This window comes from Micromonospora sp. NPDC049204, from assembly GCF_040647935.1.
Lineage (GTDB): Bacteria > Actinomycetota > Actinomycetes > Mycobacteriales > Micromonosporaceae > Micromonospora.
This window is the reverse complement of record NZ_JBEZDC010000004.1, coordinates 390,170-415,322: the sequence shown is the minus strand read 5'-3', so window position 1 is coordinate 415,322 and position 25,153 is coordinate 390,170. Positions and strand designations below refer to the sequence as shown.

The 25,153-nt window shown below is 72.2% G+C and carries 21 protein-coding genes; 14 read left to right on the top strand and 7 right to left on the bottom strand.

Going from position 1 to position 25,153, the window contains the following annotated elements; translation table 11 throughout:
• Window positions 1-79: 79 nt before the first annotated feature.
• Window positions 80-1,210 (bottom strand): glycine cleavage system aminomethyltransferase GcvT, encoded by a 1,131-nt coding sequence (gcvT, locus tag AB0A90_RS11150; RefSeq protein WP_357245079.1) that lies wholly within the window; start codon window positions 1,208-1,210, stop codon window positions 80-82.
• Window positions 1,211-1,372: 162 nt separating this feature from the next.
• Between gcvT and AB0A90_RS11145 the strand changes: the two genes are divergently transcribed.
• Window positions 1,373-2,947, top strand: coding sequence for a leucyl aminopeptidase (locus tag AB0A90_RS11145; protein ID WP_357245077.1), 1,575 nt, complete (start codon window positions 1,373-1,375; stop codon window positions 2,945-2,947).
• A gap of 84 nt (window positions 2,948-3,031) precedes the next feature.
• On the opposite strand, the gene AB0A90_RS11140 is transcribed toward AB0A90_RS11145, so the two are convergent.
• Entirely contained in the window at window positions 3,032-3,358 is a 327-nt protein-coding gene (locus tag AB0A90_RS11140) for a hypothetical protein (protein ID WP_357245075.1), read from the bottom strand.
• 178 nt (window positions 3,359-3,536) lie between these two features.
• Between AB0A90_RS11140 and lpdA the strand changes: the two genes are divergently transcribed.
• Window positions 3,537-4,928 (top strand): dihydrolipoyl dehydrogenase, encoded by a 1,392-nt coding sequence (gene lpdA / locus AB0A90_RS11135; protein ID WP_357245073.1) that lies wholly within the window; start codon window positions 3,537-3,539, stop codon window positions 4,926-4,928.
• A 68-nt stretch (window positions 4,929-4,996) separates the two neighbouring features.
• On the top strand, window positions 4,997-6,826 hold the full coding sequence (sucB, locus tag AB0A90_RS11130) for a 2-oxoglutarate dehydrogenase, E2 component, dihydrolipoamide succinyltransferase (protein WP_357245071.1): 1,830 nt from the start codon (window positions 4,997-4,999) through the stop codon (window positions 6,824-6,826).
• Between the two features lie 64 nt (window positions 6,827-6,890).
• Here the strand turns inward: sucB and AB0A90_RS11125 are convergent, their stop codons facing one another.
• Entirely contained in the window at window positions 6,891-7,826 is a 936-nt protein-coding gene (locus AB0A90_RS11125) for an SDR family NAD(P)-dependent oxidoreductase (RefSeq protein WP_357245069.1), read from the bottom strand.
• A 213-nt stretch (window positions 7,827-8,039) separates the two neighbouring features.
• Between AB0A90_RS11125 and AB0A90_RS11120 the strand changes: the two genes are divergently transcribed.
• A complete protein-coding gene (locus AB0A90_RS11120; protein ID WP_357245067.1) occupies window positions 8,040-9,377 on the top strand; it encodes a low temperature requirement protein A in 1,338 nt (445 codons plus the stop codon).
• A 57-nt stretch (window positions 9,378-9,434) separates the two neighbouring features.
• Complete coding sequence (locus AB0A90_RS11115) at window positions 9,435-9,731, top strand: hypothetical protein (protein ID WP_357245065.1); 297 nt, start codon at window positions 9,435-9,437, stop codon at window positions 9,729-9,731.
• Here the strand turns inward: AB0A90_RS11115 and AB0A90_RS11110 are convergent.
• The gene (locus tag AB0A90_RS11110) at window positions 9,659-10,072 is read right to left on the bottom strand and encodes a MerR family transcriptional regulator (protein WP_357245063.1); all 414 of its coding nucleotides are present in this window, start codon (window positions 10,070-10,072) and stop codon (window positions 9,659-9,661) included. The two genes, AB0A90_RS11115 and AB0A90_RS11110, sit on opposite strands and share 73 nt — an antisense overlap.
• A gap of 56 nt (window positions 10,073-10,128) precedes the next feature.
• On the opposite strand from AB0A90_RS11110, the gene AB0A90_RS11105 reads away from it, so the two are divergent.
• Window positions 10,129-11,127 carry an aldo/keto reductase gene (locus AB0A90_RS11105; RefSeq protein ID WP_357245061.1) on the top strand — a complete coding sequence of 333 codons (999 nt, stop codon included), beginning with the start codon at window positions 10,129-10,131 and terminating at the stop codon, window positions 11,125-11,127.
• Window positions 11,128-11,182: 55 nt separating this feature from the next.
• On the opposite strand, the gene AB0A90_RS11100 is transcribed toward AB0A90_RS11105, so the two are convergent.
• A complete protein-coding gene (locus tag AB0A90_RS11100; RefSeq protein ID WP_357245059.1) occupies window positions 11,183-12,034 on the bottom strand; it encodes an NmrA family NAD(P)-binding protein in 852 nt (283 codons plus the stop codon).
• Window positions 12,035-12,344: 310 nt separating this feature from the next.
• On the opposite strand from AB0A90_RS11100, the gene AB0A90_RS11095 reads away from it, so the two are divergent.
• Together AB0A90_RS11095 and AB0A90_RS11090 are read left to right on the top strand one after the other, a co-directional pair.
• Window positions 12,345-13,244: a TIGR01777 family oxidoreductase gene (locus tag AB0A90_RS11095; protein ID WP_357245057.1), complete on the top strand. Its 900-nt coding sequence runs from the start codon at window positions 12,345-12,347 to the stop codon at window positions 13,242-13,244.
• A gap of 126 nt (window positions 13,245-13,370) precedes the next feature.
• Complete coding sequence (locus tag AB0A90_RS11090) at window positions 13,371-13,991, top strand: LLM class flavin-dependent oxidoreductase (RefSeq protein WP_357245055.1); 621 nt, start codon at window positions 13,371-13,373, stop codon at window positions 13,989-13,991.
• 99 nt (window positions 13,992-14,090) lie between these two features.
• Here the strand turns inward: AB0A90_RS11090 and AB0A90_RS11085 are convergent, their stop codons facing one another.
• Window positions 14,091-15,326 carry a PHB depolymerase family esterase gene (locus AB0A90_RS11085; RefSeq protein ID WP_357245206.1) on the bottom strand — a complete coding sequence of 412 codons (1,236 nt, stop codon included), beginning with the start codon at window positions 15,324-15,326 and terminating at the stop codon, window positions 14,091-14,093.
• Window positions 15,327-15,552: 226 nt separating this feature from the next.
• On the opposite strand from AB0A90_RS11085, the gene AB0A90_RS11080 reads away from it, so the two are divergent.
• Genes AB0A90_RS11080 through AB0A90_RS11065 form a run of 4 tightly spaced genes read left to right on the top strand, consistent with a single transcriptional unit; the run spans window position 15,553 to window position 20,527 of the window.
• The gene (locus AB0A90_RS11080) at window positions 15,553-17,385 is read left to right on the top strand and encodes a DUF2079 domain-containing protein (protein WP_357245053.1); all 1,833 of its coding nucleotides are present in this window, start codon (window positions 15,553-15,555) and stop codon (window positions 17,383-17,385) included.
• 57 nt (window positions 17,386-17,442) lie between these two features.
• On the top strand, window positions 17,443-18,735 hold the full coding sequence (locus tag AB0A90_RS11075; RefSeq protein WP_357245051.1) for a hypothetical protein: 1,293 nt from the start codon (window positions 17,443-17,445) through the stop codon (window positions 18,733-18,735).
• A 10-nt stretch (window positions 18,736-18,745) separates the two neighbouring features.
• Complete coding sequence (gene lipB, locus AB0A90_RS11070; RefSeq protein ID WP_357245049.1) at window positions 18,746-19,387, top strand: lipoyl(octanoyl) transferase LipB; 642 nt, start codon at window positions 18,746-18,748, stop codon at window positions 19,385-19,387.
• Window positions 19,388-19,420: 33 nt separating this feature from the next.
• A complete protein-coding gene (locus AB0A90_RS11065) occupies window positions 19,421-20,527 on the top strand; it encodes a pyridoxal-phosphate dependent enzyme (protein WP_357245047.1) in 1,107 nt (368 codons plus the stop codon).
• 140 nt (window positions 20,528-20,667) lie between these two features.
• Here the strand turns inward: AB0A90_RS11065 and aspS are convergent, their stop codons facing one another.
• A complete protein-coding gene (gene aspS / locus AB0A90_RS11060; protein ID WP_357245045.1) occupies window positions 20,668-21,954 on the bottom strand; it encodes an aspartate--tRNA(Asn) ligase in 1,287 nt (428 codons plus the stop codon).
• Between the two features lie 453 nt (window positions 21,955-22,407).
• Here aspS and lipA point away from each other — a divergent pair, with 453 nt between their 5' ends.
• Together lipA and AB0A90_RS11050 are read left to right on the top strand one after the other, a co-directional pair.
• A complete protein-coding gene (gene lipA, locus AB0A90_RS11055) occupies window positions 22,408-23,406 on the top strand; it encodes a lipoyl synthase (RefSeq protein ID WP_357245043.1) in 999 nt (332 codons plus the stop codon).
• A gap of 53 nt (window positions 23,407-23,459) precedes the next feature.
• Window positions 23,460-25,139 carry a hypothetical protein gene (locus AB0A90_RS11050; RefSeq protein WP_357245041.1) on the top strand — a complete coding sequence of 560 codons (1,680 nt, stop codon included), beginning with the start codon at window positions 23,460-23,462 and terminating at the stop codon, window positions 25,137-25,139.
• Window positions 25,140-25,153 lie beyond the last annotated feature (14 nt).

The window sequence follows — 25,153 nt, the reverse complement described above, 5'->3', positions numbered from 1 at the left end:
ATCAAGAGGTTTGCGTCAGAATCTCGTCCGAAGATGACGCAAACCTCTTGATCACCAAGGCAAGGCAAGGCAAGGCAGGTTACTTGACTGAGGGGGTTACGAAGGGGGGTTTTGTCAGCTTCAGGGGGGCTCGGCGACCTCGGATGTCGATCTCGACCTCGTCGCCTTCGGACAGGTTCGCGTCCGTGTCCAGCAGGGCCAGCGCGATGCCCTGCTTGCGGGTCGGCGAGAAGGTGCCGCTGGTCACCTCGCCCACCTGCTTGTCGCCCACGTGCAGGGTCATCCCCGGGCGCGGAATGGCCCGGTCGACGGCGACCAGGCCGCGCAGCGTACGCCGGGGGCCGGTGGCCTTCTCGGCGAGCAGCGCGTCGCGGCCCCAGAAGGCCGGCTTGTCCCAACCGACGGCCCAGCCCGAGCGGGCCTGCACCGGGGTGATGTCCAGCGAGAGGTCCTGCCCGTGCAGCGGGTACCCCATCTCGGTACGCAACGTGTCCCGGGCGGCCAGCCCGCAGGCCCGCAACTCGAACGCCTCGCCTGCGGCGAACAGCGCATCCCAGACGGTCACCGCGTGCTCCGCCGGCACCACCAGCTCGTACCCCAGCTCGCCGGTGTAGCCGGTGCGGCAGACGGTCAGCTCCACCCCGGCCAGGCTCGCCGCGGAGAAGCTCATGTAGCCGTGTTCGGTGGGCAGGTCGAGGGCGGCCAGCAGCTCGGCCGAGCGGGGACCCTGCACGGCCAGCACGGCGTACCCCTCGTGCTCGTCGGTGACGGTGACCTGCGCGGGCGCGGCGGCGCGCAACCGGCGCACCACCTCGGCGGTGTTCGCGGCGTTGGGGATGAGGAAGACGTGGTCGTCGGCGTACAGGTAGGCGATGATGTCGTCGACGACGCCGCCGGTGGCGTCGTCGCAGCAGAGCGTGTACTGCGCCCGGCCGGGACCGATCCGGCCCAGGTCGTTGCTGAGGCAGGAGTTGACGAAGTCGGCCGCGCCGGGGCCGCTCACCCGGGCCTTGCCGAGGTGCGACACGTCGAAGACCCCGACCCCGGTACGCACCGCGGTGTGCTCCTTGAGCACCCCGCCGCCGGCGTACTCCAGCGGCATCTCCCAGCCCCCGAAGGGGGCGAACTTGGCGCCGGCGGCGATGTGCCGCTCGTGCAGCGGGGAACGGCGCAGCCGGGTCGCGGCGGCGTCGAAGGTCACGTCGGTCATGGGTGGCAACTTACCGGGGGCAACGTCGCTGGTTAGCATCGGCGGGAGCCCGCTGGCGCTGTCGGCGGGACAGCCATGACGTTCGGCGGGTACGTTCCGCCGGAGACCTTCACCGCTGGTACGCGACGTCGCGACCGGCCCGGCCCGCCCGGAGTAGCTTCAGTGACATCACCCCGCACGACCAACCTGAGCCTGGTCGACACCGACCCGGCCGAGCTCGCCGTCGACGCGATCGTGATCGGCGTGCACAGCCAGACCGGAGAGCAGGGCGCCACCAGCGGCCTCGCCGGCACCCTGCTGCTCGCCAGCGGCGCGGAGAGCATCGCCGCCGCGTTCGACGGAAAGCTGACCGAGACGCTGGCGCTGCTCGGCGCGACCGGTGGGCCGGGTGAGGTCATCAAGCTGGCCACGCTGGGCACCGTGACCGCCCCACTGGTCGCCGCGGTGGGGCTCGGCCCGGAGCCGTCGGGTGCCGCCCCGGCCCCGGAGACGCTGCGCCGGGCCGCCGGTTCGGCGATCCGGGCCCTGGCGGGAGCGCCCAGGGTCGCGCTGGCGATGCCGCTGCCGGACGACACGGACGCGTCGGCTGAGCTGCGCGCGGTCGCCGAGGGCGCGCTGCTCGGTGGCTACCGGTTCGCCGGTTACAAGACCCGGCCGCAGCCGACCCGGCGCGAGCCGGTGACCGAGGTGCTCATCGCGGTGCCGGACGCGGGCGACGCGGGCGCGCAGGCAGAGGTCACCCGGGCACAGGTGGTGGCGGGTGCGGTCCGGCTCACCCGGGACTGGGTCAACACCGCCCCGAACGAGCTGCGTCCGCCGTCGTTCGCCGACGCGGTCGCCGACGCCGCCCGGGACGCGGGCCTCGGCGTCGAGGTGCTGGACGAGGCGGAGCTGGCGGCCGGCGGCTACGGCGGCATCGTCGCGGTCGGTCAGGGCTCGGAGGCCCCGCCGCGGCTGGTGAAGCTCACCTACACGCCGCAGGACGGCGGCAACGGCAAGCGGGTCGCCCTGGTCGGCAAGGGGATCACCTTCGACACCGGCGGCATCTCGATCAAGCCGGCGCAGGGCATGTGGGAGATGAAGTCCGACATGGGCGGCGCGGCCGCGGTGGGCGCGGCCATGCTGGCGATCGCCGCGCTGAAGCCGGCGGTGGCGGTCAGCGCCTACCTGCCGATGGCGGAGAACATGCCCTCGGGCACCAGTTACCGGCCGGGTGACGTGATCACCATGTTCAACGGCAAGCGGGTCGAGGTGCTCAACACCGACGCCGAGGGTCGGATGGTCCTGGGCGACGCCATGGCCCGCGCCTGCGCGGACGGCACCGACTACCTGTTCGAGACCTCCACCCTGACCGGCGGCCAGGTCGTCGCGCTGGGCAAGCGGGTGGCGGGCGTGATGGGCACTCCGGAGCTGTGCGAGCGGGTCCAGGTGGCCGGCGACGCGGTCGGCGAGCCGGCCTGGCCGATGCCGCTGCCCGACGACGTACGCAAGGGCATGGAGTCCGACGTGGCGGACATCTCGCAGGTCAACGCCGGGATGGACCGGGCCGGTCACATGTTGCAGGGCGGGGTGTTCCTGCGCGAGTTCGTGGCCGACGACGTGGCCTGGGCGCACATCGACATCGCCGGACCGAGCTACCACTCCGGTGAGGCGACCGGCTACTGGACCAAGGGCGGCACCGGCGTCCCGGTCCGCACGCTGGTGCAGCTCGTCGAGGACGTCGCCGCCAACGGCTGATGATCCGCCGACCCGGGGCGTCCTCCTCCCGGAGGGCGCCCCGGTCGCGTTCAGGACAACTCAGGGCGGCGGGTACGCCGCTCGTTACCGCTCGGGGCGGCGCTTACGCCGCTCGTTGAAGTCGCGCATCCGCTGCGGGTAGCCCATCAGCCGGACGTCGTACACCGGGATGCCCATCCGGTACGCGAAGCGCCGCGCGCCGTCCGGGCCGTCGATGCGGCGCCGGGTCCACTCCCCGTCGTCGGCGATCAGGATGACCGTGGTCTCGGTCACCGTCGTCCGCGGCTCGATGAACGCCTCGACGCCGCGCCGACTCCGGATGAAGTTCTCCAAATGGTCCAGGTCGCCGCGACTCGCCGCACGGTCATGGCTCGGCACAGCCGCCTTTTTGCGGCGCCGGAACAAGCCCAACGGATCTCTCCCCCACCGTGCGTCATCGACAACGGTGCCAAGGGTACGTGTCGATGACGTGTCGTTGGGCACCTCGGTACGCACCCTGTGCCCAGTGGTGACAAGATGACCGAGGTGGGGTGTGTCCCTGTTACACCTCTGTGACCCCCGATGCAGCGACGCGACCTGGGAGTTGGACGTGAGCGAGCCGAACGAAGCGACCTTCGACATTGTCATCCTCGGAGGTGGCAGCGGCGGCTACGCGGCGGCGCTGCGCGCCGCCCAACTGGACCTGAAGGTCGCACTGATCGAGAAGGGCAAGCTCGGCGGGACCTGCCTGCACAACGGCTGCATCCCGACCAAGGCCCTGCTGCACGCGGCGGAGATCGCCGACCAGGCCCGCGAGTCGGAGCAGTTCGGTGTGAAGGCCGAGCTGATCGGCATCGACATGGCCGGGGTCAACTCGTACAAGGACGGTGTCATCTCCCGCCTGTACAAGGGTCTGCAGGGCCTGCTGAAGGGCAACAAGGCGATCACCATCGTCGAGGGCCACGGCAAGCTGGTCGGCAAGAACGTCGTCGAGGTCGACGGCAAGCGTTACACCGGCCGCAACATCGTCCTGGCCTCCGGCTCGTACGCGAAGAGCCTGCCCGGCCTGGAGGTCGACGGCGAGCGGATCATCACCAGCGACCACGCCCTCATGATGGACCGGGTGCCGTCGTCGGTGATCGTGCTCGGTGGCGGCGTGATCGGCGTCGAGTTCGCCAGCGTGTGGAAGTCCTTCGGCGTGGACGTGACGATCGTCGAGGCGCTGCCCCGGCTGGTCGCCGCCGAGGACGAGGAGTCGTCCAAGGCGCTGGAGCGGGCCTTCCGCAAGCGGAAGATCAACTTCAAGGTCGGCAAGCCGTTCGAGAAGGTCGAGAAGACCGAGAACGGCGTCAAGCTGACCATCCAGGGCGGCGAGACCGTCGAGGCCGAGCTGCTGCTGGTCGCCGTCGGTCGCGGCCCGAACACCGCGAACCTCGGGTACGAGGAGCAGGGCGTCAAGATGGACCGCGGCTACGTGCTGACCGACGAGCGGCTGCGCACCAGCGTGCCGAACGTCTACGCCGTCGGCGACATCGTGCCCGGCCTCCAGCTCGCGCACCGCGGCTTCCAGCAGGGCATCTTCGTGGCCGAGGAGATCGCCGGGCAGACCCCCGCCGTGATCGACGAGGTCGGCATCCCGCGCGTCACCTACTGCGACCCGGAGCTGGCGTCGGTGGGCCTCACCGAGGCCAAGGCCAAGGAGCAGTACGGCGCCGACAAGGTCAAGAGCATCAACTTCAACCTGGGCGGCAACGGCAAGAGCCAGATCCTCAAGACCACCGGCTTCGTGAAGCTGGTGCGGGTCGAGGACGGCCCCGTGGTCGGCGTACACATGATCGGCGCCCGGGTGGGTGAGCTGATCGGTGAGGCGCAGCTCATCTACAACTGGGAGGCCTACCCGGCGGAGGTCGCCCAGCTCGTGCACGCCCACCCGACCCAGAACGAGGCCCTGGGCGAGGCGCACCTGGCCCTCGCCGGCAAGCCGCTGCACGCGCACGCCTGATCACCCACAACCGCGGCGTCCGGCGACGGGCGAAGATCCCCCCAGGGGAATGAAGGAGTCTGGAGAACATGCCGGTATCGGTCACCATGCCCCGGCTCGGCGAGAGCGTCACCGAGGGCACCGTCACGCGCTGGCTCAAGCAGGAGGGCGACACCGTCGAGGTCGACGAGCCCCTGCTCGAGGTCTCGACCGACAAGGTCGACACCGAGATCCCGTCGCCCGCTGCGGGCGTGCTGAGCCGGATCGTGGTCGGCGAGGACGAGACCGCCGAGGTCGGCAGCGAGCTGGCGGTCATCGCCGGTGAGGGCGAGTCGACCGGCGGTGGCGAGGCCGCCCCGCAGGAGCAGGCCCCGGCCGAGTCGGTCGAGCCGGTCACCGAGCCGACGGCCGCCGCCGAGGGCACCGCCGACGAGGTGGCCCAGGACGAGGCCCCGGCTCCGGCCGCCGCCTCGTCGGGCGAGGGCACCGCGGTGAAGATGCCGGCCCTGGGTGAGAGCGTCACCGAGGGTACGGTCACGCGCTGGCTCAAGCAGGTCGGCGAGACCATCGAGGTCGACGAGCCGCTGCTCGAGGTCTCCACCGACAAGGTGGACACCGAGATCCCGACGCCGGTCGCCGGCACCGTGCTGGAGATCAAGGTCGCCGAGGACGAGACCGCCGCGGTCGGCGCCGACCTGGCGATCATCGGCGTTTCCGGCGCCGCCCCCGCGCCGGCGAAGCCCGAGCCGAAGCCCGAGCCGAAGGCGGAGGTCGCGCCGGCGCCGAAGGCCGAGCCGAAGCCGGAGCCGAAGGTCGAGGAGCCGACGCCGGGCATGTCGTACAACGAGCCGGCGGCCGAGACCGAGAGCTCGGCACAGCCGGCGAAGACCGAGCAGGCTGCGCAGCCGGCCGCGCCGACCTCGACGCCGCCGCGCCCGTCCGCCCCCGCGCAGGGTGGTGGCGAAGAGGCAGCCGGCTACGTCACGCCGCTGGTGCGCAAACTCGCCAGCGAGCACGGTGTCGACCTGTCCTCGCTCAACGGCACCGGCGTGGGTGGCCGGATCCGCAAGCAGGACGTCCTCGAGGCGGCCGAGAAGGCGAAGGCCGCCAAGGCCGCTCCCGCCGCCGCGCAGCCGGCCGCCGCACCGTCGGCCGCCCCGGCCAAGCCGGCCGCGAAGCCGCAGCCGAGCGGCAAGCGGGGCAGCACCGAGAAGCTCCCCCGCATCCGTAAGGCCATCGCCAAGCGGATGCAGGAGTCGCTGCACGAGATGGCGCAGCTCACCACGGTGGTCGAGGTGGACGTCACCCGGGTCGCCAAGTTGCGGGCGCAGGCGAAGGACTCGTTCGTGCAGCGGCACGGCGTGAAGCTGTCCTTCCTGCCGTTCTTCGCCCTCGCCGCCGTCGAGGCGCTGCAGACGTACCCGATCGTCAACGCCCAGCTCGACCTGGACGGCGGCACGATCACCTACCCGGCCGCGGAGCACCTCGGCGTCGCGGTGGACACCGAGCGGGGCCTGGTGGTGCCGGTCATCCACAACGCCGGTGACCTCAACCTCGGTGGCATCGCCAAGCGGGTCGCGGATCTGGCCGAGCGGACCCGGACCAACAAGATCAGCCCGGACGAGATCGCCGGGGCGACCTTCACGCTTACCAACACGGGCAGCCGGGGCGCGCTCTTCGACACCCCGATCGTGCCGAAGCCGCAGTCGGCGATGCTCGGCACGGGTGCCGTGGTCAAGCGGCCGGTCGTGGTCAACGACCCGGATCTGGGCGAGGTCGTCGCGGTCCGGTCGATGGTCTACCTGGCCATGTCCTACGACCACCGGCTGATCGACGGCGCCGACGCGGCCCGCTTCCTGAGCGCGATCAAGGAGCGGCTGGAGGCCGGCAACTTCGAGGCGGAGCTGGGCCTGTCCTGATTTAGCGACAACGCCGAGAAGGGCGCCCCGGTCATCGACCGGGGCGCCCTTCCGTCTGCGGTCCTCAGCTCTTGAGCAGATCGGTCGAGACCTTCCAGAGCCGCTCGGCGGCCTCCGGATCCAACGCGTACTCCGCGACGCCCGTCCGACCGCCCGGCGTGGCCGGGGCGGCCTCCTGGCAGTCCTCGAAGTAGCGCCCACCCACACCGACGAGCAGCGGTGACGCGGCGACCAGCACCGAGGTGGCGGCACCCTGCTCGACGGTCTTCCAGGCCGCCGCGTTCCCGGCGCGCAGCCGGTTCAGCTCCTCCTCGCTCACGTAGCGCTGGAGGTTGGTCCGGATCGCGCCGGGCATCAGCGAGTTCGCCATGATGTCGTCGTCGCCCCAGCGGCGGCTCGCCTCCACGGCGAAGAGCACGTTTGCCGTCTTCGACTGCCCGTACGCCTGCCACGGCTCGTACTCCCGCCTGTCGTACTGGATGTCCTCGAAGACCACGGGTGAGCGCAGGTGGGCGGCGGAGCTGACCGAGACGATCCGGGCCCCGTCGGCGGCCGCGAGCGACGGGCGCAGCCCGGTGGCGAGCGCGAAGTGCCCGAGGTGGTTGGTGGCGAACTGCATCTCCCAGCCCTGCGGAGTCCGGCTCAGGGGCGCGGCCATGATGCCGGCGTTGTTGACCAGGATGTGCAGCGGTCCGTCCCAGTTGGCGACGAAGTCGGCGACGGACCCCTGGTCGGCGAGGTCGAGCGGCGCGACCATGACCCGGTCGTTGCCGGTGGTGCCGGTGATGTCGTCGGCGGCCTGCTGGCCGGCGTCGGGGTTGCGGACGGCCAGGGTGACCTCCGCGCCGGCGCTGGCCAGGGCACGGGCGGTCTCCACGCCGATGCCGGACGATCCGCCGGTGACGATGGCCCGCCGCCCGACGAGGTCCACGCCCCGGATCACGTCCATGGCCGTGGAGGTATGGGCGAATGACGTGGTGATCGGGTTATTCGTCGTCATGATCCATCCTTGTCCAGGGTGGGTCGGACCGGCCGGCCCGTCTGCCGGGGCCGCTGGCGGCCATGGATTCGGCCTCCGCGCCGAGCGACGGCGCTCCGGACCGAATGAAGGCCGGTCCAGGCGTTTTCCCGCCCCGGGCCGGAGGTAACGCTCGACCGCCCCGCCATTGCTGTTCGGGCCTTGGACCAGGCCGGACGCTGCCAGAGTGAGACCGTGGGCAGCTACCGGCGGGGTGGGCAACTGGGTCCTGCCGTCCCGATCGCCCCCGGTGCCCGGGTGGACAAGTTCGAGGTCTTCTTCGACCTGGTCTTCGTCTTCTCGTTCTTCATCATCACCCGGGCGACCGCCGCCAACATCTCCGGCCGACAGTTGCTGCACGCCGCTCTGGTGCTCGCCGTGCTCTGGTGGATCTGGGTGGTGCACAGCCTGGTCGCCACGCGAGTCCGGCTCGGCGAGGGCTACGTGCCGGTGCTCATGGTGATCGCGATGGTGGCCCTGTTCGCGTTCGCGCTGGCGCTGCCGCAGGCGTTCAGCGATCCGAAGGAGAGCGCGGGCGGCCCGATGCTGGTGGCCGTCAGCTACGTCGTGGTCCGGGCCGTCCACATGATCCTCTACCAGCACGTGGTGCGGGACAGCCCGCAGGAGCGGCGGCAACTGCGCCGCTTCGCCCCGGAGCTGGCGGTGAGCATCGTGCTGCTGCTGGCCGCCGCGTTGATCCCGCCGCGGATCACCGATCCGGACCAGGCCGCGCTGATCCGCGACGCGTTGTGGATCTCCGTGGTGGTGGTGCAGTACGCGACCGGCTTCATCGTCGGCACCTGGGGCTGGGGGGTGACGAGTGCCGAGCACTGGACGGAGCGCTACGACCTCATTCTGATCATCGCGCTGGGTGAGTCCATCATCTCCACCGGAGTGGGCGGCAACCTGCTCGGCAAGCCGGTGACCTGGCCGGCGGTGGCGGCCGCGGCACTGGGCATCGTGATCACGGCCGCTCTCTGGTGGGCGCACTTCGACTTCGTCGGGCCGGCCGCCCGGATCGCCCTGCACGCGGCGGAGGGCGCCCCCCGGGTGGCGATGGCCCGCGACGCGTACGCGTACCTCTACCTGCCGATGATCGCCGGGGTGATCCTGTTCTCGATCGGCAACGAGGAGGTCCTGCACAAGATCACCGACCCGGCCGGCGGGATCACCGAGCGGGTGGAGGGACCGGCCGTGCCGATGCTGTTCGGCGGGCTGGTCTGCTACTTCGCCGTCAACATGCTGTTCCAACTGCGGACGCTGCACACCGTCACCTGGACCCGGGTCGGCGTCATCGTGGTGCTGACGGCGGCCCTGCCGGTCGGGCAGCACCTGCCGGCGCTGGGGGCACTCACCCTCGCGACAGTGATCTGCGTGGCGCTGGTGGCTGTCGAGGTGATGGTGATGTCGGACTCCCGGCACGCGTTGCGGGCCGCCGTCTTCCAGGAGCGCACCACCCACGAGGCCCACGAGGCCGCCTGGCGTGCCCGGTGGCACGACGTTCGGGAGACCGACGAGCCCACCACGCCGTGACCGGTTCGCCGATAGACGCCGGCGCAGCGTCGCGGTGTACCCGGCACGAAGGCCGTCGTGGGCATGAAGGCGCGGGGACAGCATGGGACGAACGTGCACCCGACCGGTTCACCGGCCGACCGGCTCGCCGCCGTCGGCAATCAGATGATCGAGATCCCCGGCGAGGACGCGGGCGCGTTCCGGCTGCTGGCCGAGCAGGTGCCCGAACTGCGCCCGGTCATCGCGAACCTGAGCACCGATCACGAGGTGGTGGCGGGGATCCTGGAACGGGTCGAGGCGCGTCAGCGGCTGACGGCCGAGCCGATCGCGGCGGGGTGCTCGGCCTCCGGCGCCGGCTCGGGCAGCCGCTCGTAGAAGCGGATCTTCTCCCGGAGGTGGTCGTACTGGCGCTGGAGCAGGCGCATCTGCTCCTCCACCCGTACCGCGTGCTGTTCCAGCAGCTCGCGTCGCTCGGCGGCGGTGTGCTCGCCCTCGCGGGCCAGAGACGCGTAGCGGCACATCTGCGCGATCGGCATCCCGGTGTCGCGCAGGCAGCGGAACAGCACCAGCCAACCGAGGTCGTCATCGGTGAAGACCCGCTGCCCGCCCGCCGTCCGCTCCACGTCGGCGAGCAGGCCGATCTTCTCGTAGTACCGCAGGGTGTCCAGGCTGAAGCCGCTGCGGCGGGCGGCCTCCGAGGGCGCGTAACCGCTCATGTCGCCAGATCGTAGTGCTTGACCTGGAGTGCCCTCCAGGTTGGAGGCTGATCGCCATGACGACGACACGGACGCTGGGACGCAGCGGCATCGAGGTGAGCGCCATCGGCATGGGGTGTTGGGCGATCGGTGGACCGCTCTGGGGCGACGACCGACAGCCGTACGGCTGGGGTGAGGTGGACGACGACGAGTCGATCCGCACCATCCATCGGGCGCTCGATCTCGGCGTGACCCTGTTCGACACGGCCAGCAACTACGGTGCCGGGCACAGCGAGCGGATCCTCGGCCGGGCGCTGACCGGCCGGCGGGACAGCGCGGTGATCGCCACCAAGTTCGGCAACGTCAGCGAGGAGAGCACCCGGCGGGCGCTCGGTACCGACGCCAGCCCGGCGTTCGCGGTCCGCAGCCTGGAAGACTCGCTGCGCCGGCTCGGCACCGATCACGTCGACCTGTACCAACTGCACATCGCCGAACTGCCGGTGCCCGCCGCACTCGACCTGGTCGACACCCTGGAGGGCCTGGTCGACCAGGGCAAGATCCGGGCGTACGGCTGGAGCACCGACAACCCCGCCTCGGCGGAGGCGTTCGCCGCCGCCGGCCGGCACTGCGCCGCGATCCAGCACGACGAGTCGGTGTTGCGCGACAACGCGGCGGTGCTGGCGGTCTGCGACAGCCACGACCTGGCCAGCCTCAACCGTGGGCCGCTGGCGATGGGGCTGCTCACCGGGTCGACCCGGGCGGTCGGGGCGGACGACGTGCGCGGGCGCGCCCCGGAGTGGCTGGAGTGGTTCACCGACGGCCGGCCGGCGCCACGCTGGGCGGCCCGGGTGGACCAGGTTCGGGCGGCGCTCACGGCGGACGGGCGGACCCTCGCGCAGGGCGCGCTGGGCTGGCTGCTGGCGCGTAGCCCGCGTACCGTCCCGATCCCCGGCCTGCGCACCGTGGCCCAGGCCGAGGAGAACCTGACCACCCTGGCGCTCGGCCCGCTGAGCGCCGAGGCGTACGCCGAGGTGGAGCGACTGCTCGCCGACCTGCGACCGGCCCACGCCGCCTGACCCTCCGGCCGGTTCCGCGCAGCCTGACCGTCAACGGCCCTCGCCCCGGGCGTCGTCACCGGAAGTCGTCCGCGTGCTCGGCGGCCCACTGCCGGAACGTGCGCCCGGGGCGTCCGGTGACCTGCTCGACGTCCGGGGCGACCCAGCCGCTGTCCTCGGCATAGCTACCCATTTCCAGGAACCACTCGATCACCTCGGTCGGGTAAAGGTCCTTCCAGTGCTCGCGGGCCTGCTCCGGGGTCAGTTCGTCGAAGCGCACCGGGCGGCCGATCGCCTCGCCGATCATCCGGACCGCGTCCCGGCGGCGGACCGGTTCCGGCCCGGTCGGCTGGTACACCCGGCCGGCGTGGCCGTCCTCGGTCAGCGCGGCCACGATGACCGCGGCGATGTCCGCCTCGTGGACCAGCGCGCTGTTCCAGTCCCCGAACGGCGCCCGCACCACGCCCTCGGTGCGGATGTCGGCGGCCCAATCGCGGGTGTTCGCCATGAACTCGCCCGGGAAGACGTGCGTCCACTCCAGGCCCGAATTTTCGACGGCCCGGTGCAGCGGCCGGTGGGGTGCCTCGATCGGGTCGTCGTCCGCGCGGCTCGGATCGTTGTGGCCGAGGTGGGTGACCCGGCGGACGCCGGCCCGCCGGGCCAGCTCCAGGATCTCCGCACCGGTGCTCAGCGGCCCGTACCCGTCCATCGCCACCAGGTGCATCCGCGTCACGCCGCGCAGCGCCGCGACCAGGGTGTGGGGGCTGGCGAAGTCGCCCGCCACCACCTCCACCCCGCTGGGCAGCGCGGTGGCCGCCGGCGACGCGGGGTCGCGGGTCAGCGCGCGTACGTCGTGCCCGGCGCTGACCAGTTGCCGAACCAGGCTGCCGCCGACGGTCCCGGTCGCTCCGGTCACCAGGATCGGCATGGTTCCTCCTCAGTTTCGCCCGACGGCGGGCACGACGAGCCGACCCCGCCAATCGGGGGCGCTCTCGGATGACTCATGGTCAGCCAGATCGATTCCGGAAGCAATCGTGAACACCGCATTCACGTTCGCTCTGACCTGCGGAAACGGGGTGACCGTCGAATCTGCGTGGAAGCCTTTTTTCGGTGGCCGGGAGCCCGTTGACCTGCGTTTTCCAGGCGGCACGGCGTGGGGGCGCAGATTTCTTGCCGGAACACCCCACCGTCGCCGGCTCGACGCATCCGTCGGTGGCGTTCTGGACGAAGATGGGGGTATGCGCATCCTTCTGGCCGGCGCGTCCGGCTTCCTCGGCACCCGGCTGGCCGACCGGCTCACGGCGGACGGACACCAGATCACCCGGCTGGTCCGTCGGTCGCCGCGCGATCCGCAGGAACGGCGGTGGGACCCGGCCGCCGGGCAGCTCGACCCGGCCGTGGTCGCCGAGGCGGACGCGGTGGTCAACCTGGCGGGCGCGGGCGTCGGCGACAAGCGTTGGAACGACGACTACCGGCGGTTGATCCGGACCAGCCGGGTGGACAGCAGCACCATCCTGGCCGCCACCATCGCCGGGCTCCCCGCCGCCGACCGTCCCCGGGCGTTGCTGAACTCCTCGGCCGTGGGGTGGTACGGCAACACCGGCGACCGGGCCGTCGAGGAGGACGCGCCAGCCGGCGAGGGCTTCCTGGCCGACGTCTGCCGGGTGTGGGAGGCCGCGACCAGGCCGGCCGAGGACGCCGGGGTACGCGTCGTCCGGCTGCGCACCGGCCTGCCGCTGGACCGCGACGGCGGGTTGCTCAAGCCGCAGCTACTGCCGTTCAAGCTGGGCATCGCCGGCCGGCTGGGCAGTGGCCGGCAGTGGCTGCCGTGGATCTCGATGACCGACTGGCTGGACGCGACCCGCTTCCTCCTGGACCACGACGACATCGCCGGCCCGGTCAACGTGGTGGGACCCAACCCGGTCACCAACGCCGAGTTCACCCGAGAGCTGGCCCGACAACTGCACCGCCCGGCGATCGTCCCGATCCCCGCACTGGCGCTCAAGGTGGCGCTCGGCGGCTTCGCCCACGAGGCCCTCACCAGCGCCCGAGTCCTCCCCGGCGCCCTGGCCCGCGCGGCCTACCCGTACCAGCACCCCACCCTCCCCCAAGCCCTTGAAAAAGCCCTGACGCCCTGAGGGCGGTTCGGCCCTCGGCAGAATCGGCGGTCGGCGGGTCGCCCGTGGGCTGGCGTCGACCGATGCTGGACCAATGGCGACCTTCTCCCTCCATGCCACCCGACCGACGCGGCGAGCTGGGCCGCGTTGGCCCGCCGAGCCGAGACCGCCGGCTTCGACGCCCTGCTCGCCGCCGACCATCCCGGCGACGTGACGTCACCGTTCGTGGCGCTGGCGGCCGCCGCCCCGGTCACCTCGACGATCGGGCTCGGTTCGTACGTATCGAACCTCGGAGTACGGGAGCCGATGCTGCTCGCGGCCGACGTGGCCACCCTCGACCTGATCTCCGGCGGCCGGGCGCGGCTCGGTGTCGGTGCCGGTCACACCCCGGCGGAGTGGCGCGCGGTGGGCCGGGAACGCCCAGACGTGGCCGGCCGGGTCCGCCGTTGCGTGGCCGCCGCCGAGGCGGTCCGTGCCCTGCTCGACGGCGCCTCGGTCACCGTCGACTCGGTGGAGCTGACGATGCGCGAGGCGGTGTTGCGCGTACCCCGGCCGGTGCAGGACCGGATCCCACTGACGATGGGTACGGCGAACTCGACGCTGCTGCGCTGGGCAGGCGCACACGCCGACGTGGTCGGGCTGACCGGGTTCGGGCGTACCCTCGCCGACGGCCACCAGCACGAGGCGCGGTGGCGGGCCGACCAGATCGAGGCGCAGCTGGCCTGCGTGGCCGCCGGCGCGGCCGGCCGGGCCGCCCGCCTGCCCTGAGCCCGCACCCACCTTGTTGATCAAGAGGTTTGCGTCAGATCCCGGCTTCCGGATGACGCAAACCTCTTGATCAACAGGAGCAACAGTGCGGTGGGGGCGTTAGCAGCCGATTACCCAGTGGTTGGGGGCGGTCTGCTTGAGGATGCTGGTGTAGAAGGTGTTGTAGAGGCCCATGCGCTGGTTGGAGCCGTTCGCGTAGGCGTAGCCACCGGACTGGTACGCCCGACCGGCCGCCACGTGCGCGTAGTTGCTGGCCGTCACGCAGGTCGGGGGCGTCGTGGGCGTCGCCGTCGGCGTCGGGGTGGGGGTGGGGGTGGCCGTGGGCGTCGCCGTGGGAGTGGGGGTCGGGGTGGTGCCGCCGCCGTTCAGGCCGAAGAAGAGCGCGTCGCGGTACGTCGAGCAGATGGTGTCGAGCAAGTACGCCCCGGCGGTGCCGCACTGGTCCGCCCCGGAACCCGGGTCGACCGGAGTGCCGTGGCCCATGCCGGAGACCCGGTAGAGCCGTACCTCGTCGTTGCCGTACACCTCGAGGCTCGTGTTGGCGGGCAGCGACGAGGTGCTGGTCGGGGTCTGCGAGATGCCGCGCACGTTCGTCCACTGGTCGCGGGACTCGGTGCCGTTGAGCGGGGCGACCGTCGGGTCCGAGGTGCCGTGCCAGATGGCGACGCGGGGCCGCGGACCGGTGTAGCCGGAGTACGCCCCCCGCACCAGGTCGCCCCAGGCGGCCGGGGTCTTGTCCGCGCCCGGGTTCATGCAGCTGAAGGCGTTGACCATGCTGGTGGCGCAGCGGTACGGGATGCCGGCGATGATCGATCCGGCGGAGAAGACGTCCGGGTACGTGGCGAGCATGACCGCGCTCATCGCCCCGCCCGCGGACAGCCCGCTGACGAAGACCCGGGAGCCGTCCACCCCGAAGTTCGCCTTGGCGTGGTCGACCATCTGCTTGATGGACAGCGCCTCACCCTGGCCGCGCGCGGTGTCGCCGGCCTCGAAGAAGTTGAAGCAGGAGTTGGCGTTGTTGCCGGACGGCTGCTGGACGACGATCAGGGAGAATTTCCACTGGTCGGCGTACTTCTGCCAGCCGGAGCCGGAGAAGTAACCGGCGGCGGTCTGGGTGCAGCCGTGCAGCAGCACCACGGCCGGGGAGTTGGCCGGCAGGCTGTCCGGCCGGTAGGCGTACATGGCGAGGTTGCCCGGGTTGGAGCCGAACCCGGTGACCTGGGTGAGGGTCGCGGCCTGGGCGGGTGCGGCGATGGCGACCGCGCCGGCTGCGGCGAGGACGAGCCCGGCGCCCACGCCGATCAGGCGGGTGAGGATGGACGAGGAGCGGCGCACGGCGGCCTCCTGGAAGGGGCGGACTGTGAACTGGGTCACGGTCGAATTGCCGTGACGTTACGACGATGTGTCGCCGCCATGACATGGGGCGCGCTCACACATTCACGGCCGCCGAGGTGTACGCCGGACCGCCGACGCGAGTCCTCGCCAACCCCACGCGACAACAACGGTCCCCTCCTTGCAGGTCTGACCGGCCTGTCCAGGTCCGGTTGGTAACGTCCGCTGCGTGCCGTCCTCCCCGTCGCTGGCCACCGGGCCCGCACCCGCGTCACCGCCGCGCGTCGTCCGGGACCGCCGGGCCGACCTGATCGTCGTGCTGGTGGCGTTCGCGCTCGCCGTCTGGGTGACGAGTGGGCTGTGGCGGGACCCGAACGTCCGCACCATCACCGTCAACTCCAGTGACCAGGCGCTCTTCGAGTGGCTGCTGGCGTTCGGCGGGCACGCGGTCACCCACGGGGACAACCCGCTCTTCACGTATCTGATCAACGTCCCGGACGGCGTGAACCTCGCGGTGAACACCTCGATCACGGTGTACGCGGTGGTCTTCGCTCCGCTCACGTACCTGATCGGGCCGCCCGCCACGTTCCTGGTGATCCTCACCCTGAACCTGCTCGCCACCGCGCTGGCCTGGTACTGGCTGCTCTCCCGGCACCTGGTCCGCAGTCGGCTGGCCGCCGGGGTCGGCGGCCTGTTCATCGCCTACTCCCCCGGCATGGTCTCGCACGCCAACGCCCACCTGAACTGGACCGCCGGCTGGCTGGTGCCGTTGCTGATCTGGCGGCTGTTCGCGCTGCGCCGAGCGGGGCACTGGCTGCGCGACGGGGTGATCCTCGGCGTGCTGGTCGCGGTGGCGTTCTCGATCGCCGCCGAGGGGCTCTTCTTCACGGCGCTGGCGCTCGGGGTGTTCGTCGCCATCTGGGCGCTGCACCCGGCCAACCGGGCCGAGGCCCGCGCCGCGCTGCCCACCTTCCTGCGCGGACTCGGGGTGACCGCCGTGGTGGCCGGCGTACTGCTGTCCTACCCGCTGTGGCTGCACTTCGCCGGGCCGCAACGGTTCCACGGCACCGGCTTCGACCCGGTGATCCACTCCGAGGACATCGCCGCGTTCGCCGCCTTCCCGCGCCGCTCGCTCGCCGGCGAGGCGGGGCTGGGCACCTCGTTGGCACCGAACCCGACCGAGGAGAACTCGTTCTTCGGCATCCCGTTGCTGGTGCTCACCGTGGTCTGCTTCGTCGCGCTGTGGCGACGGGCCGACCCGAGCCGCCGGGCCACCCTCTGGGCGCTGGGTGTCGTCGCGCTGATCTTCACGGTGCTCTCCTTCGGGCCGGTCGCCAAGGTCGACGGACAGCGCACCGACCTGCCCATGCCGTTCGACCTGCTCGGGCAACTGCCGGTCGTGAACGCCGCGCTGCCGGCCCGGCTGGCGCTCGTGGTCGCACCGGTGATCGGCGTGCTGCTGGCGTACGCCGTCGACCAACTGCGCGCCGCGCCACCCCGGTACCGCCCCACCGAGCTGGCCTGGGTGCTCGGGTTCGCGGCGGCCCTGGTGCCGCTGCTGCCCACCCCGCTGCTGACCGACGAGCGGGAGCCCATCCCGGAGTTCATCACCTCCGGCACCTGGCGGGACTACGTCTCACCGGACGGCGTGCTCACCCCGGTGCCGTTGACCGTGGACATCTACCCGGACGGTCAGCGCTGGCAGGCGTACGCGTTGTCGCACCGGCAGGGCGAGTTCGAGATCCCCGGCGGCTTCTTCCTCGGCCCCGGCGGACCGGACGGGCGCGGCCGGATCGGCCCGGTGCCGCGCACCCTGAGCGCGTTGATGGACCAGGCCGGCCGCACCGGGTTGGTGCCGATCGTCACCGACGGGACGATCCGCGAGGTGCAGTCGGACCTGCGGCACTGGCGGATCGAGACGGTGGTGCTCGCCGACCAGGTGCACGGTGCGAAGTTCGAGGTCGACGAGGAGGCGCTGCTGCGTACCGGCACCGCCCTGTTCGGCGAGCCGCAGCGGGTCGACGACGTCTGGCTCTGGCGCATCCCACCGGCCGACCGGTAGCGCGCGGCACGACCGAGTGGGGCATCGTGTCCGGCCTGCGTCGCGTCTAATGGGCTGATGGGAGAGATCGGCAGGCGACTGCGGCGCGCCGCTGCGGCCGGGGTCGCGCTGGGGCTGGTGGCCATCAGCGCGCCGGCCGCCACGGCCGCGAACGGCACTGTCACCGGCCGCACCACGGCTTCCGGCAGCACGGCCGGCGTGGTGCCGACCCGGGTGCACGATCCGTGGCTGTGGCAGGCCACCGTGGGGCAACGCCCGGCCGGCCCGGCCGCGCTGGTGTTCTTCACCGACCGCACCCGCTACTTCGAGTCGACAGGGGTGCTCGTCGACCGGAACGGCGCGTACCGGCTGATCCCGATCCCCATCGGCGAGGGGCACGGGCTGCTCTCCCCGGATGGACGGCACTACCTGCGGCCGTACTCCGGCGAGCTGCTGGATCTCACCACCGGCCGGCAGCGCCGCACGAGGAGCACCGGCGTCTACCCGATGGCCTGGGCACCGGACGGGCAACACGTGCTGATCACCCGCAACAACGACGACGACGTGATCACCTACGGGCCGGACAATCAGCAGCTCAACGACCCGGAGAAGCCCGACGACCTGCTCGTCGTCGACCCGTTCCGGGACACCGAGCGGACGCTCGACGTCGGCACCTTCGCGTCGCACACCGCAGCGGCCTGGTCACCCGGGGGCGACCTGGTGGCGGTCACCGGCTGGCCGGACGTGCCGGCCCAACTCGCCGAACACGGGCGCCTGGTTGTCGTCGACCCGGCCGGTGGTGGCCCTCGTTGGCAGGTCGACCTGGGCGACCGGCGCAAACTCGCCGGCCCGGCCGCCTGGCATCCCGACGGTCGGCGGCTCGCGCTGCTCGCCTTCGACGGCTGCGCCGGGCCCCGGTGCACATCCGAGGAGGCGGCGGCGCGCACCTGGCGGATCGAGTTCCTGGACAGGGCCACCGGCCACGCCGTCGGCCGGGCCCTGCCGGCCGGCACCTCGGTCAGCGAGGTCATCGGCTGGCGCGGCGACGACCCCGTCCTGCGGTACGTCAGCGCAACGGAGCAGGACACCGACCGGCAGGCTGTTCTCGCCGCGCTGTCGCCCGACGGTGGTCGCGAGGTGCTGGTGACCACGCCGGTCGGCTCGACCGACCTGATGGTGCCGGGCGACCTGCTGACCCGGGCCGCGTTCGGTGGGCCGGAGCCCCGTCCGTCACCGTTCGCCGCCCCGCTCTGGGTCTACCTCACGCTGGCCGTGCCGCTGCTGCTCGCCACCGCCCTCGTCGTTCGTCGCCGCCGCGCCGCGTTCCTCGTGAGACGGCTCACCAGGGACGATCGCCGGGAGCGGGATTAGGCTGGACACCGTGACAACGACGATCTCCGGCCTCACCGCCGTCCGCGCCGGCCTGCTCGACTACCGGGCCGCCTGGGACGAGCAGCGACGCCTGCACGAGTCGGTGGTGGCTGGCGAGCGCGGCGACACCGTGCTGCTGCTGGAACACCCGAGCGTCTACACCGCGGGCAAGCGCACCGAGCCGTGGGACCGGCCGACGGACGGCACCCCGGTCGTCGACGTGGACCGCGGCGGCAAGATCACCTGGCATGGGCCGGGGCAGCTCGTCGGCTACCCGATCCTGCGGCTGCCCGACCCGGTGGACGTGATCGCCTACGTGCGCCGCACCGAAGAGCTGCTCATCGACGTGTGCGCCGAGTTCGGGCTGACCGCCGGCCGGGTCGAGGGGCGCAGCGGCGTCTGGGTGCCCGAGGACGACCGGGGGCCGGCCCGCAAGGTGGCCGCCATCGGCATCCGGGTCGCCCGGGGCGTCACCCTGCACGGCTTCTCGATCAACTGCGACTGCGACCTGACCTCCTTCGACCGGATCGTGCCGTGCGGCATCCGCGACGCAGGCGTCACCTCGCTCACCGCCGAACTGGGCCGCCCGATCACCGTCGCCGACGTGCTCCCGGTGGTCGAGCGCCGACTCGCCACCCTCGTCGCGGCCTGACCGACGAGCGCAGCCACGCTGCCGGGACGTGACATGACGGACGCGGTACGACCACCGGCCGGTACCGCGGTCACGTCCCTGGAGTGCGTTCGTTGCGGTGCCCACCATCCGGTCGGCGACTACCCGCTCGGGTGCCCCTCCTGCGCGGCCGCCGGCCACGGCTCGAACCTGTTCTGCCGTTACCCCGCCGAGGCGGTACGCCAGGACCAACTGGTGCCGTACCCCGTCGTTCCGGATCTGGGCCAGGGGCGCACACCGCTGTTCCCGCTGCCCTGGCTCGACGGGGTGCTCGTCAAGAACGAGGCGGCGAATCCGACCGGATCCCACAAGGACCGGTTCGCGGCGATGGCGGTGACCCACGCGAAGGCGTCGGGCTACGAGCGCGTCGTCGTCGGATCGTCAGGTAACGCCGGGCTGGCCACCGCCGCCTTCGCCGCCGCCGTCGGCCTCCGGGCCGTGGTGGCCGGCTTCACCTGGCTGCCCGAATCGCTCGCGGAGCCGCTGCGCAGGCTCGGAGCGGACCTGCGCACCTTCGACACCGACGAGGAACGCATCCGGTACGTCAAGGAGGCAGCCGACCGTCCCGACACGTTGGCCGTCTCCAACGTCGCCGACATCGTCATCGGCAGTAGCTGCTTCGGGATCGAGGGCTACAAGGCCATCGCCTGGGAGATGGCGGCCGCCGTACCCGCCGGGGTGGACCACGTCGTGATCCCGTCGAGCCGTGGCGATCTGGCCTGGGGCATCCACCTCGGGTTCGCCCAGTGGTCCGCCCTGACCGGCGGCCGCCTGCCACGCCTTCACCTGGTCGAACCCTTCCCCAGGTTGTCCGCCGTACTGGCCGGCCAGGACATCACCACGCGCTTCTCCGACAGCGCCGGAAGCCTCCACTCGATCGCCGGGGACAGCACGACCGTCCAGGCCCGGGCCGCGGTGACCCGGAGTGCGGGCAGCGTCGTGGTGGTGCGGGAGGACGTGGCAACCAGTTGGTACGAGCGGGCGAGCCGACACGGGCACACCTGGGAGATCAGCAGTTGCACCGTGTTGGCCGCCTACGACGTCCTCCGGCGACGCGACGTCATCCCGGCTGGCGATCGGACCGTCCTGATCACCACCTCCCACCTGTTCAAGGGGCTGTGACCGCCGAGGCACGCGCGCCAACGGCCCGCAGGCGGCCCGGCTGCGCGATCGACTCGCCGACTGTCGACAGGTGTCGGCTGTGATGCCGGTGAGTCATCAAGATGACTCACCGGCATCAGGCGCGCAGCCGGCACGGGGTCCTACGGGGTCAGCCGGTGCAGGTCGCGCGGGAACGCGGTGACCTCCCGGATGTTGGCCGCGCCGACCAGCCGGGCCACGAAACGCTCCAGGCCGATGGCGAAGCCACCGTGCGGCGGCATGCCGTGCCGGAACGCGTCCAGGTAACCGGCGTACGGCTCGACCGGCTCACCCCGGGCCGCCAACGCCGCCAGGTAGTCGGCGTGCCGGTGCAGCCGCTGCCCGCCGGTGACCAGCTCCAACCCACGAAAGAGCAGGTCGAAACCGTTCGAGTACGCCGGCCGCGCCGGGTCCGGGTGCGTGTAGAACGGTCGCTTCGCCATCGGGTAGCCGGTGACGAAGAGGAAGTCCGAGCCGTGTTCGCGGCGGGCCCACTCGCCCAGCGCCCGTTCGTGGGCGGGCGCGAGGTCCGGCTCGTCGGCGGGCGCGCCGGCGATCCTCAACGCCTCGGTGAAGTGCACCGCCGGGATCTCCGTGGGCACCTCCGGCGGTGTGACGCCCAGCGTCGCCAGGGCGGCGCCGGCCCGCTCGCCCACGGTGCCCAGCATCCCGGCCAGGGTGTCGCGCAGCACCCGCATCACGTCGCGGTGGTCGGTGACGAAGCCCAGCTCGGCGTCGAGCGACGTGTACTGCGCGAGGTGCCGGACGGTGTCGTGCGGCTCGGCCCGGAACACCGGCCCCACCTCGTAGACGCGTTCGAAGACGCCGACCATCAGTTGTTTGTAGAACTGCGGCGACTGGGCCAGGTACGCGGGACCGCCGAACCAGTCCAGCGCGAACACGTTCGCCCCGCTCTCGGTGGAGGAGCTGACCACCTTCGGAGTGTGGATCTCCACGAAGTCGTGGACGTCGAGTGCGGCCCGGAAGCCGGCCACCGCCGCCGCCGAGATCCGCAGCGCGGCCGACCGGGTGGGGTGGCGCAGCGCGGTCGGCGCGTTGTCGAGTTGGGTGGGCAGGCTCGCGGTGAGCGTCGGCCGGTACAGGTCGAACGGTGGCGGCACGGCGGGCGGCCCGAGCGGCCGTACCTCCGGGTCGGTCAGCTCGACCCCGGCGGGCGCCGTGTCGTTCGCGGTCACCGTCGCGGTGACCTCGACGACCGTCTCCTCGGGGAGTTTCTCCAGCTCGGCGCGGATGGCCGGGTCGGTGACGACCACCTGGGCCAGGCCGGTGGCGTCGCGCACGATCAGGAAGGCCACCGATTTCAACAGTCGGCGTCGGTGCACCCACCCGGCGATCCGCACGGTCGTGCCGATCCGGGTGGGCAGGTGGTGGGACAGGGTTCGTTGCATGGCGGGCTGCTCCTCGGTCGATCGCCACGCCGTCGCCGCCCTGCGGTGGCGACGCGTCGCATCAGCCCCAGGGAGGTGTGGGCGAGCGGGAACCTCGCGGTGCCACCACACCTTCACCCCCGCCGAAGCGGGGGCCTCGTTCGTCGCCTGATGACCGGGGCCAGCCGGGCGGGCTCTACTGGGCACGGGTGACCCGCAACCGTTCTTCCCGCAGCTCGGGAGGGTCTTCGCGCACCGGCGCCAGACCGCCTCTCAGCACCGGCGGCTCTCTGCACTGGCGGGTCGGCGCGCTACTCGGCTCCGTCGTCGCTGTTGGCGGAGACCGTAGCACCAGATCCCCACGTGTGTGACGCTCATTTTCGACTATCCGGTGTCCGGCGTCACAACGTTTGGAGCGTGACGCCGGTCGCCTGGCGTACATAGACACCTGCCGTCCAGCGTAGGCTCAATTTCGTGACGATCGAGCACTCCGCGCCGACGACCGGCCAGGCAGCGCGCACCGCAACGGCAGCCCCCGAGGGGCGGCGTCTGCTGCGCATCGAGGCGCGCAACGCCGAGACGCCGATCGAGCGCAAACCGCCGTGGATCAAGGTCAAGGCCAAGATGGGACCGGAGTACACCCAGCTGCGCGGGCTCGTCTCGCGCGAAGGGCTGCACACCGTCTGCCAGGAGGCCGGCTGCCCCAACATCTACGAGTGTTGGGAGGACCGGGAGGCCACCTTCCTCATCGGTGGCGACCAGTGCACCCGGCGCTGCGACTTCTGCCAGATCGACACCGGCAAGCCGGCCGAGTTCGACGCCGACGAGCCGCGTCGGGTGGCCGAGTCGGTGGTCGCGATGGGGCTGCGCTACGCCACCATCACCGGTGTCGCCCGTGACGACCTGCCCGACGGCGGCGCCTGGCTGTACGCCGAGACCGTCCGACAGATCCACCTCCTCCAGCCCGGCTGCGGCGTCGAGTTGCTGATCCCGGACTTCAACGCCGTGCCCGAGCAGCTCGCCGAGGTCTTCGGCTCCCGCCCGGAGGTGCTGGCCCACAATGTGGAGACCGTGCCGCGCATCTTCAAGCGCATCCGGCCGGCGTTCCGCTACGACCGTTCGCTGGACGTGATCCGCCAGGCCCGCGCCGACGGTCTGGTCACCAAGAGCAACCTCATCCTGGGCATGGGCGAGGAGCGCGCCGAGGTCACCCAGGCGCTCCGCGACCTGCACGACGCCGGTTGCGAGCTGATCACCATCACGCAGTACCTGCGGCCCACCCCCCGGCACCACCCGGTGACCCGCTGGGTCAAGCCGGAGGAGTTCGTGGAGCTGCGCGAGGAGGCCGAGGAGATCGGCTTCGCCGGGGTGATGAGCGGGCCGCTGGTGCGCTCGTCGTACCGGGCGGGCCGGCTCTACAAGCAGGCGCTCGACGCCCGCGCCGCCACCCCGGTCGCCACCACCGCGGGCTGACCCCGCCGGCAGCGCCGCGCGGCCGTTCGGCGTCCGGATGTCATGATCGTGCGATGACCCTCGGCGTACGCCAGCAGCCGCGTGGCGCGGGCTCCCCGCGCCCACGGCCGGGCTCGCGTCTCGGGTTGGTCGGCTGGCTGACCGGGTTGGTCGTACTCGTCGGGGTGGGTTACCGGCTCTGGCTGCTGGGTCACGCCGCGCCGCCCACCAACAGCGACGAGGCCGCCATGGGGTTGGCCGCGCTGCACATCGCCCGCGCTGAGGACTTCCCGGTCTGGTTCTACGGCCAGCAGTACATGGGCGCGCTGGAGGCGTACCTGGCCGCGCCGGTGTTCGCCGTGGCCGGTGGGCCGTCGCTGCTCGGTCTGCGGCTGCCCACGCTCGCGCTGTACGTGCTGTTCCTGCTGCTGGCCTGGCGGTTGACGCTGCGGCTGACCGGGGACCGGTGGTTCGGGCTGCTGGTGGTGGCGCTGCTGGCGCTGGGCTCCGACCGGGTGGTGAAGAACCAGCTGATCGCCGGCGGTGGCTATCCGGAGATGAACGCGGCCGGGATGGCGCTGGCCGTACTCGCGGTGGATCTGGCCACCGGGCGACCGGGGCGGCGGCTGACCCGCTGGGCGGTGTGGGGATTCCTGGCCGGCCTGATGGTCTGGGTCGACCCGCTGGTGCTGCCGTACGTCGTGGCGCTCGGCGCGGTGCTCGTCGGGTTCTGCGGTCGGGAGCTGCGGGGCGCGGCCGGGGCGCTGCTCGGGGCCGCGGCCGTGGTGGGCGCCGCACCGCTGCTGCTGGACAGCCTGCTGACCGGCCGGAACCCGCTGCACGCGGTGCTTGCCGCCAGCGGTGCGAACGCCAGCGCGGGATGGGCGGACCGCCTGCACGGCGGCCTGGTGCTCGGCCCTGCGCTGGGCATGGGGTTCTGCGGTCCCGGGCGGTGCGCCACCTGGCAACTGTGGTGGGCGCTCGCCCTGCCGCTGCTGCTGGCCCTCGCCGCCGCCACCGCCTGGCACACCCTGCGCCGCGCGTCCGCCATCCCGACCGACCCCGCGGTCCCGGCCGCGGGCGGCCCCGGGGGCGTCGCCGAGGTCCCGGCTCGGGTGGCGGCGGCCGTGTGGCTGGCGCTGGTGCTGGCCGCGGTCGGCACCCTCGGCGCGTACACCGTGAGCAGTTCCGCCGGGCTCACGCCGGTGGAGAGTTCCCGCTATCTGTCCTGCCTGCTCATCTCCCTGCCGGCACTGCTGTGGCCGGTCTGGGCGGCGGCCCGTGGCGGTCTCCGACGGTCCGCGGGCGACCGTCGCGGTGTCGGGTCGGCGCTGGCCCGCCCGGTCGCGCTGGCGTTGCTCGTGGCCACCCTGGGCACCGCCGGCCACGCCACCTGGCAGGCGGCGCGGACCGCGCCCGCGACCCGGACCGCCGAGGCCCGGCACACCGAGTTGGTGACCACCCTGCGTCAGCTCGGCGTACGACACGTCCGCGCCGGCTACTGGACCTGCAACCGGCTCACCTTCGCCACGGCGGAGCAGGTGGTCTGCGCGGTCGTCGACGACGCGCTGCGCCCCGGCTTCGACCGCTACCCCGCGTACCGGCGGGAGGTCGACGGAGCGGCGGCGCCCGCCTGGGTCGCACCGACCGGCTCGCCGTTGGCGCACACGCTCGACGAGCGGTTGCGCGCCGCCCCGGGCAGCCTGGGCCTGGTCACGATCGACGGCTGGCGGATCTACCTGCCGTCGGCCTGACCGCCGGATGCGGC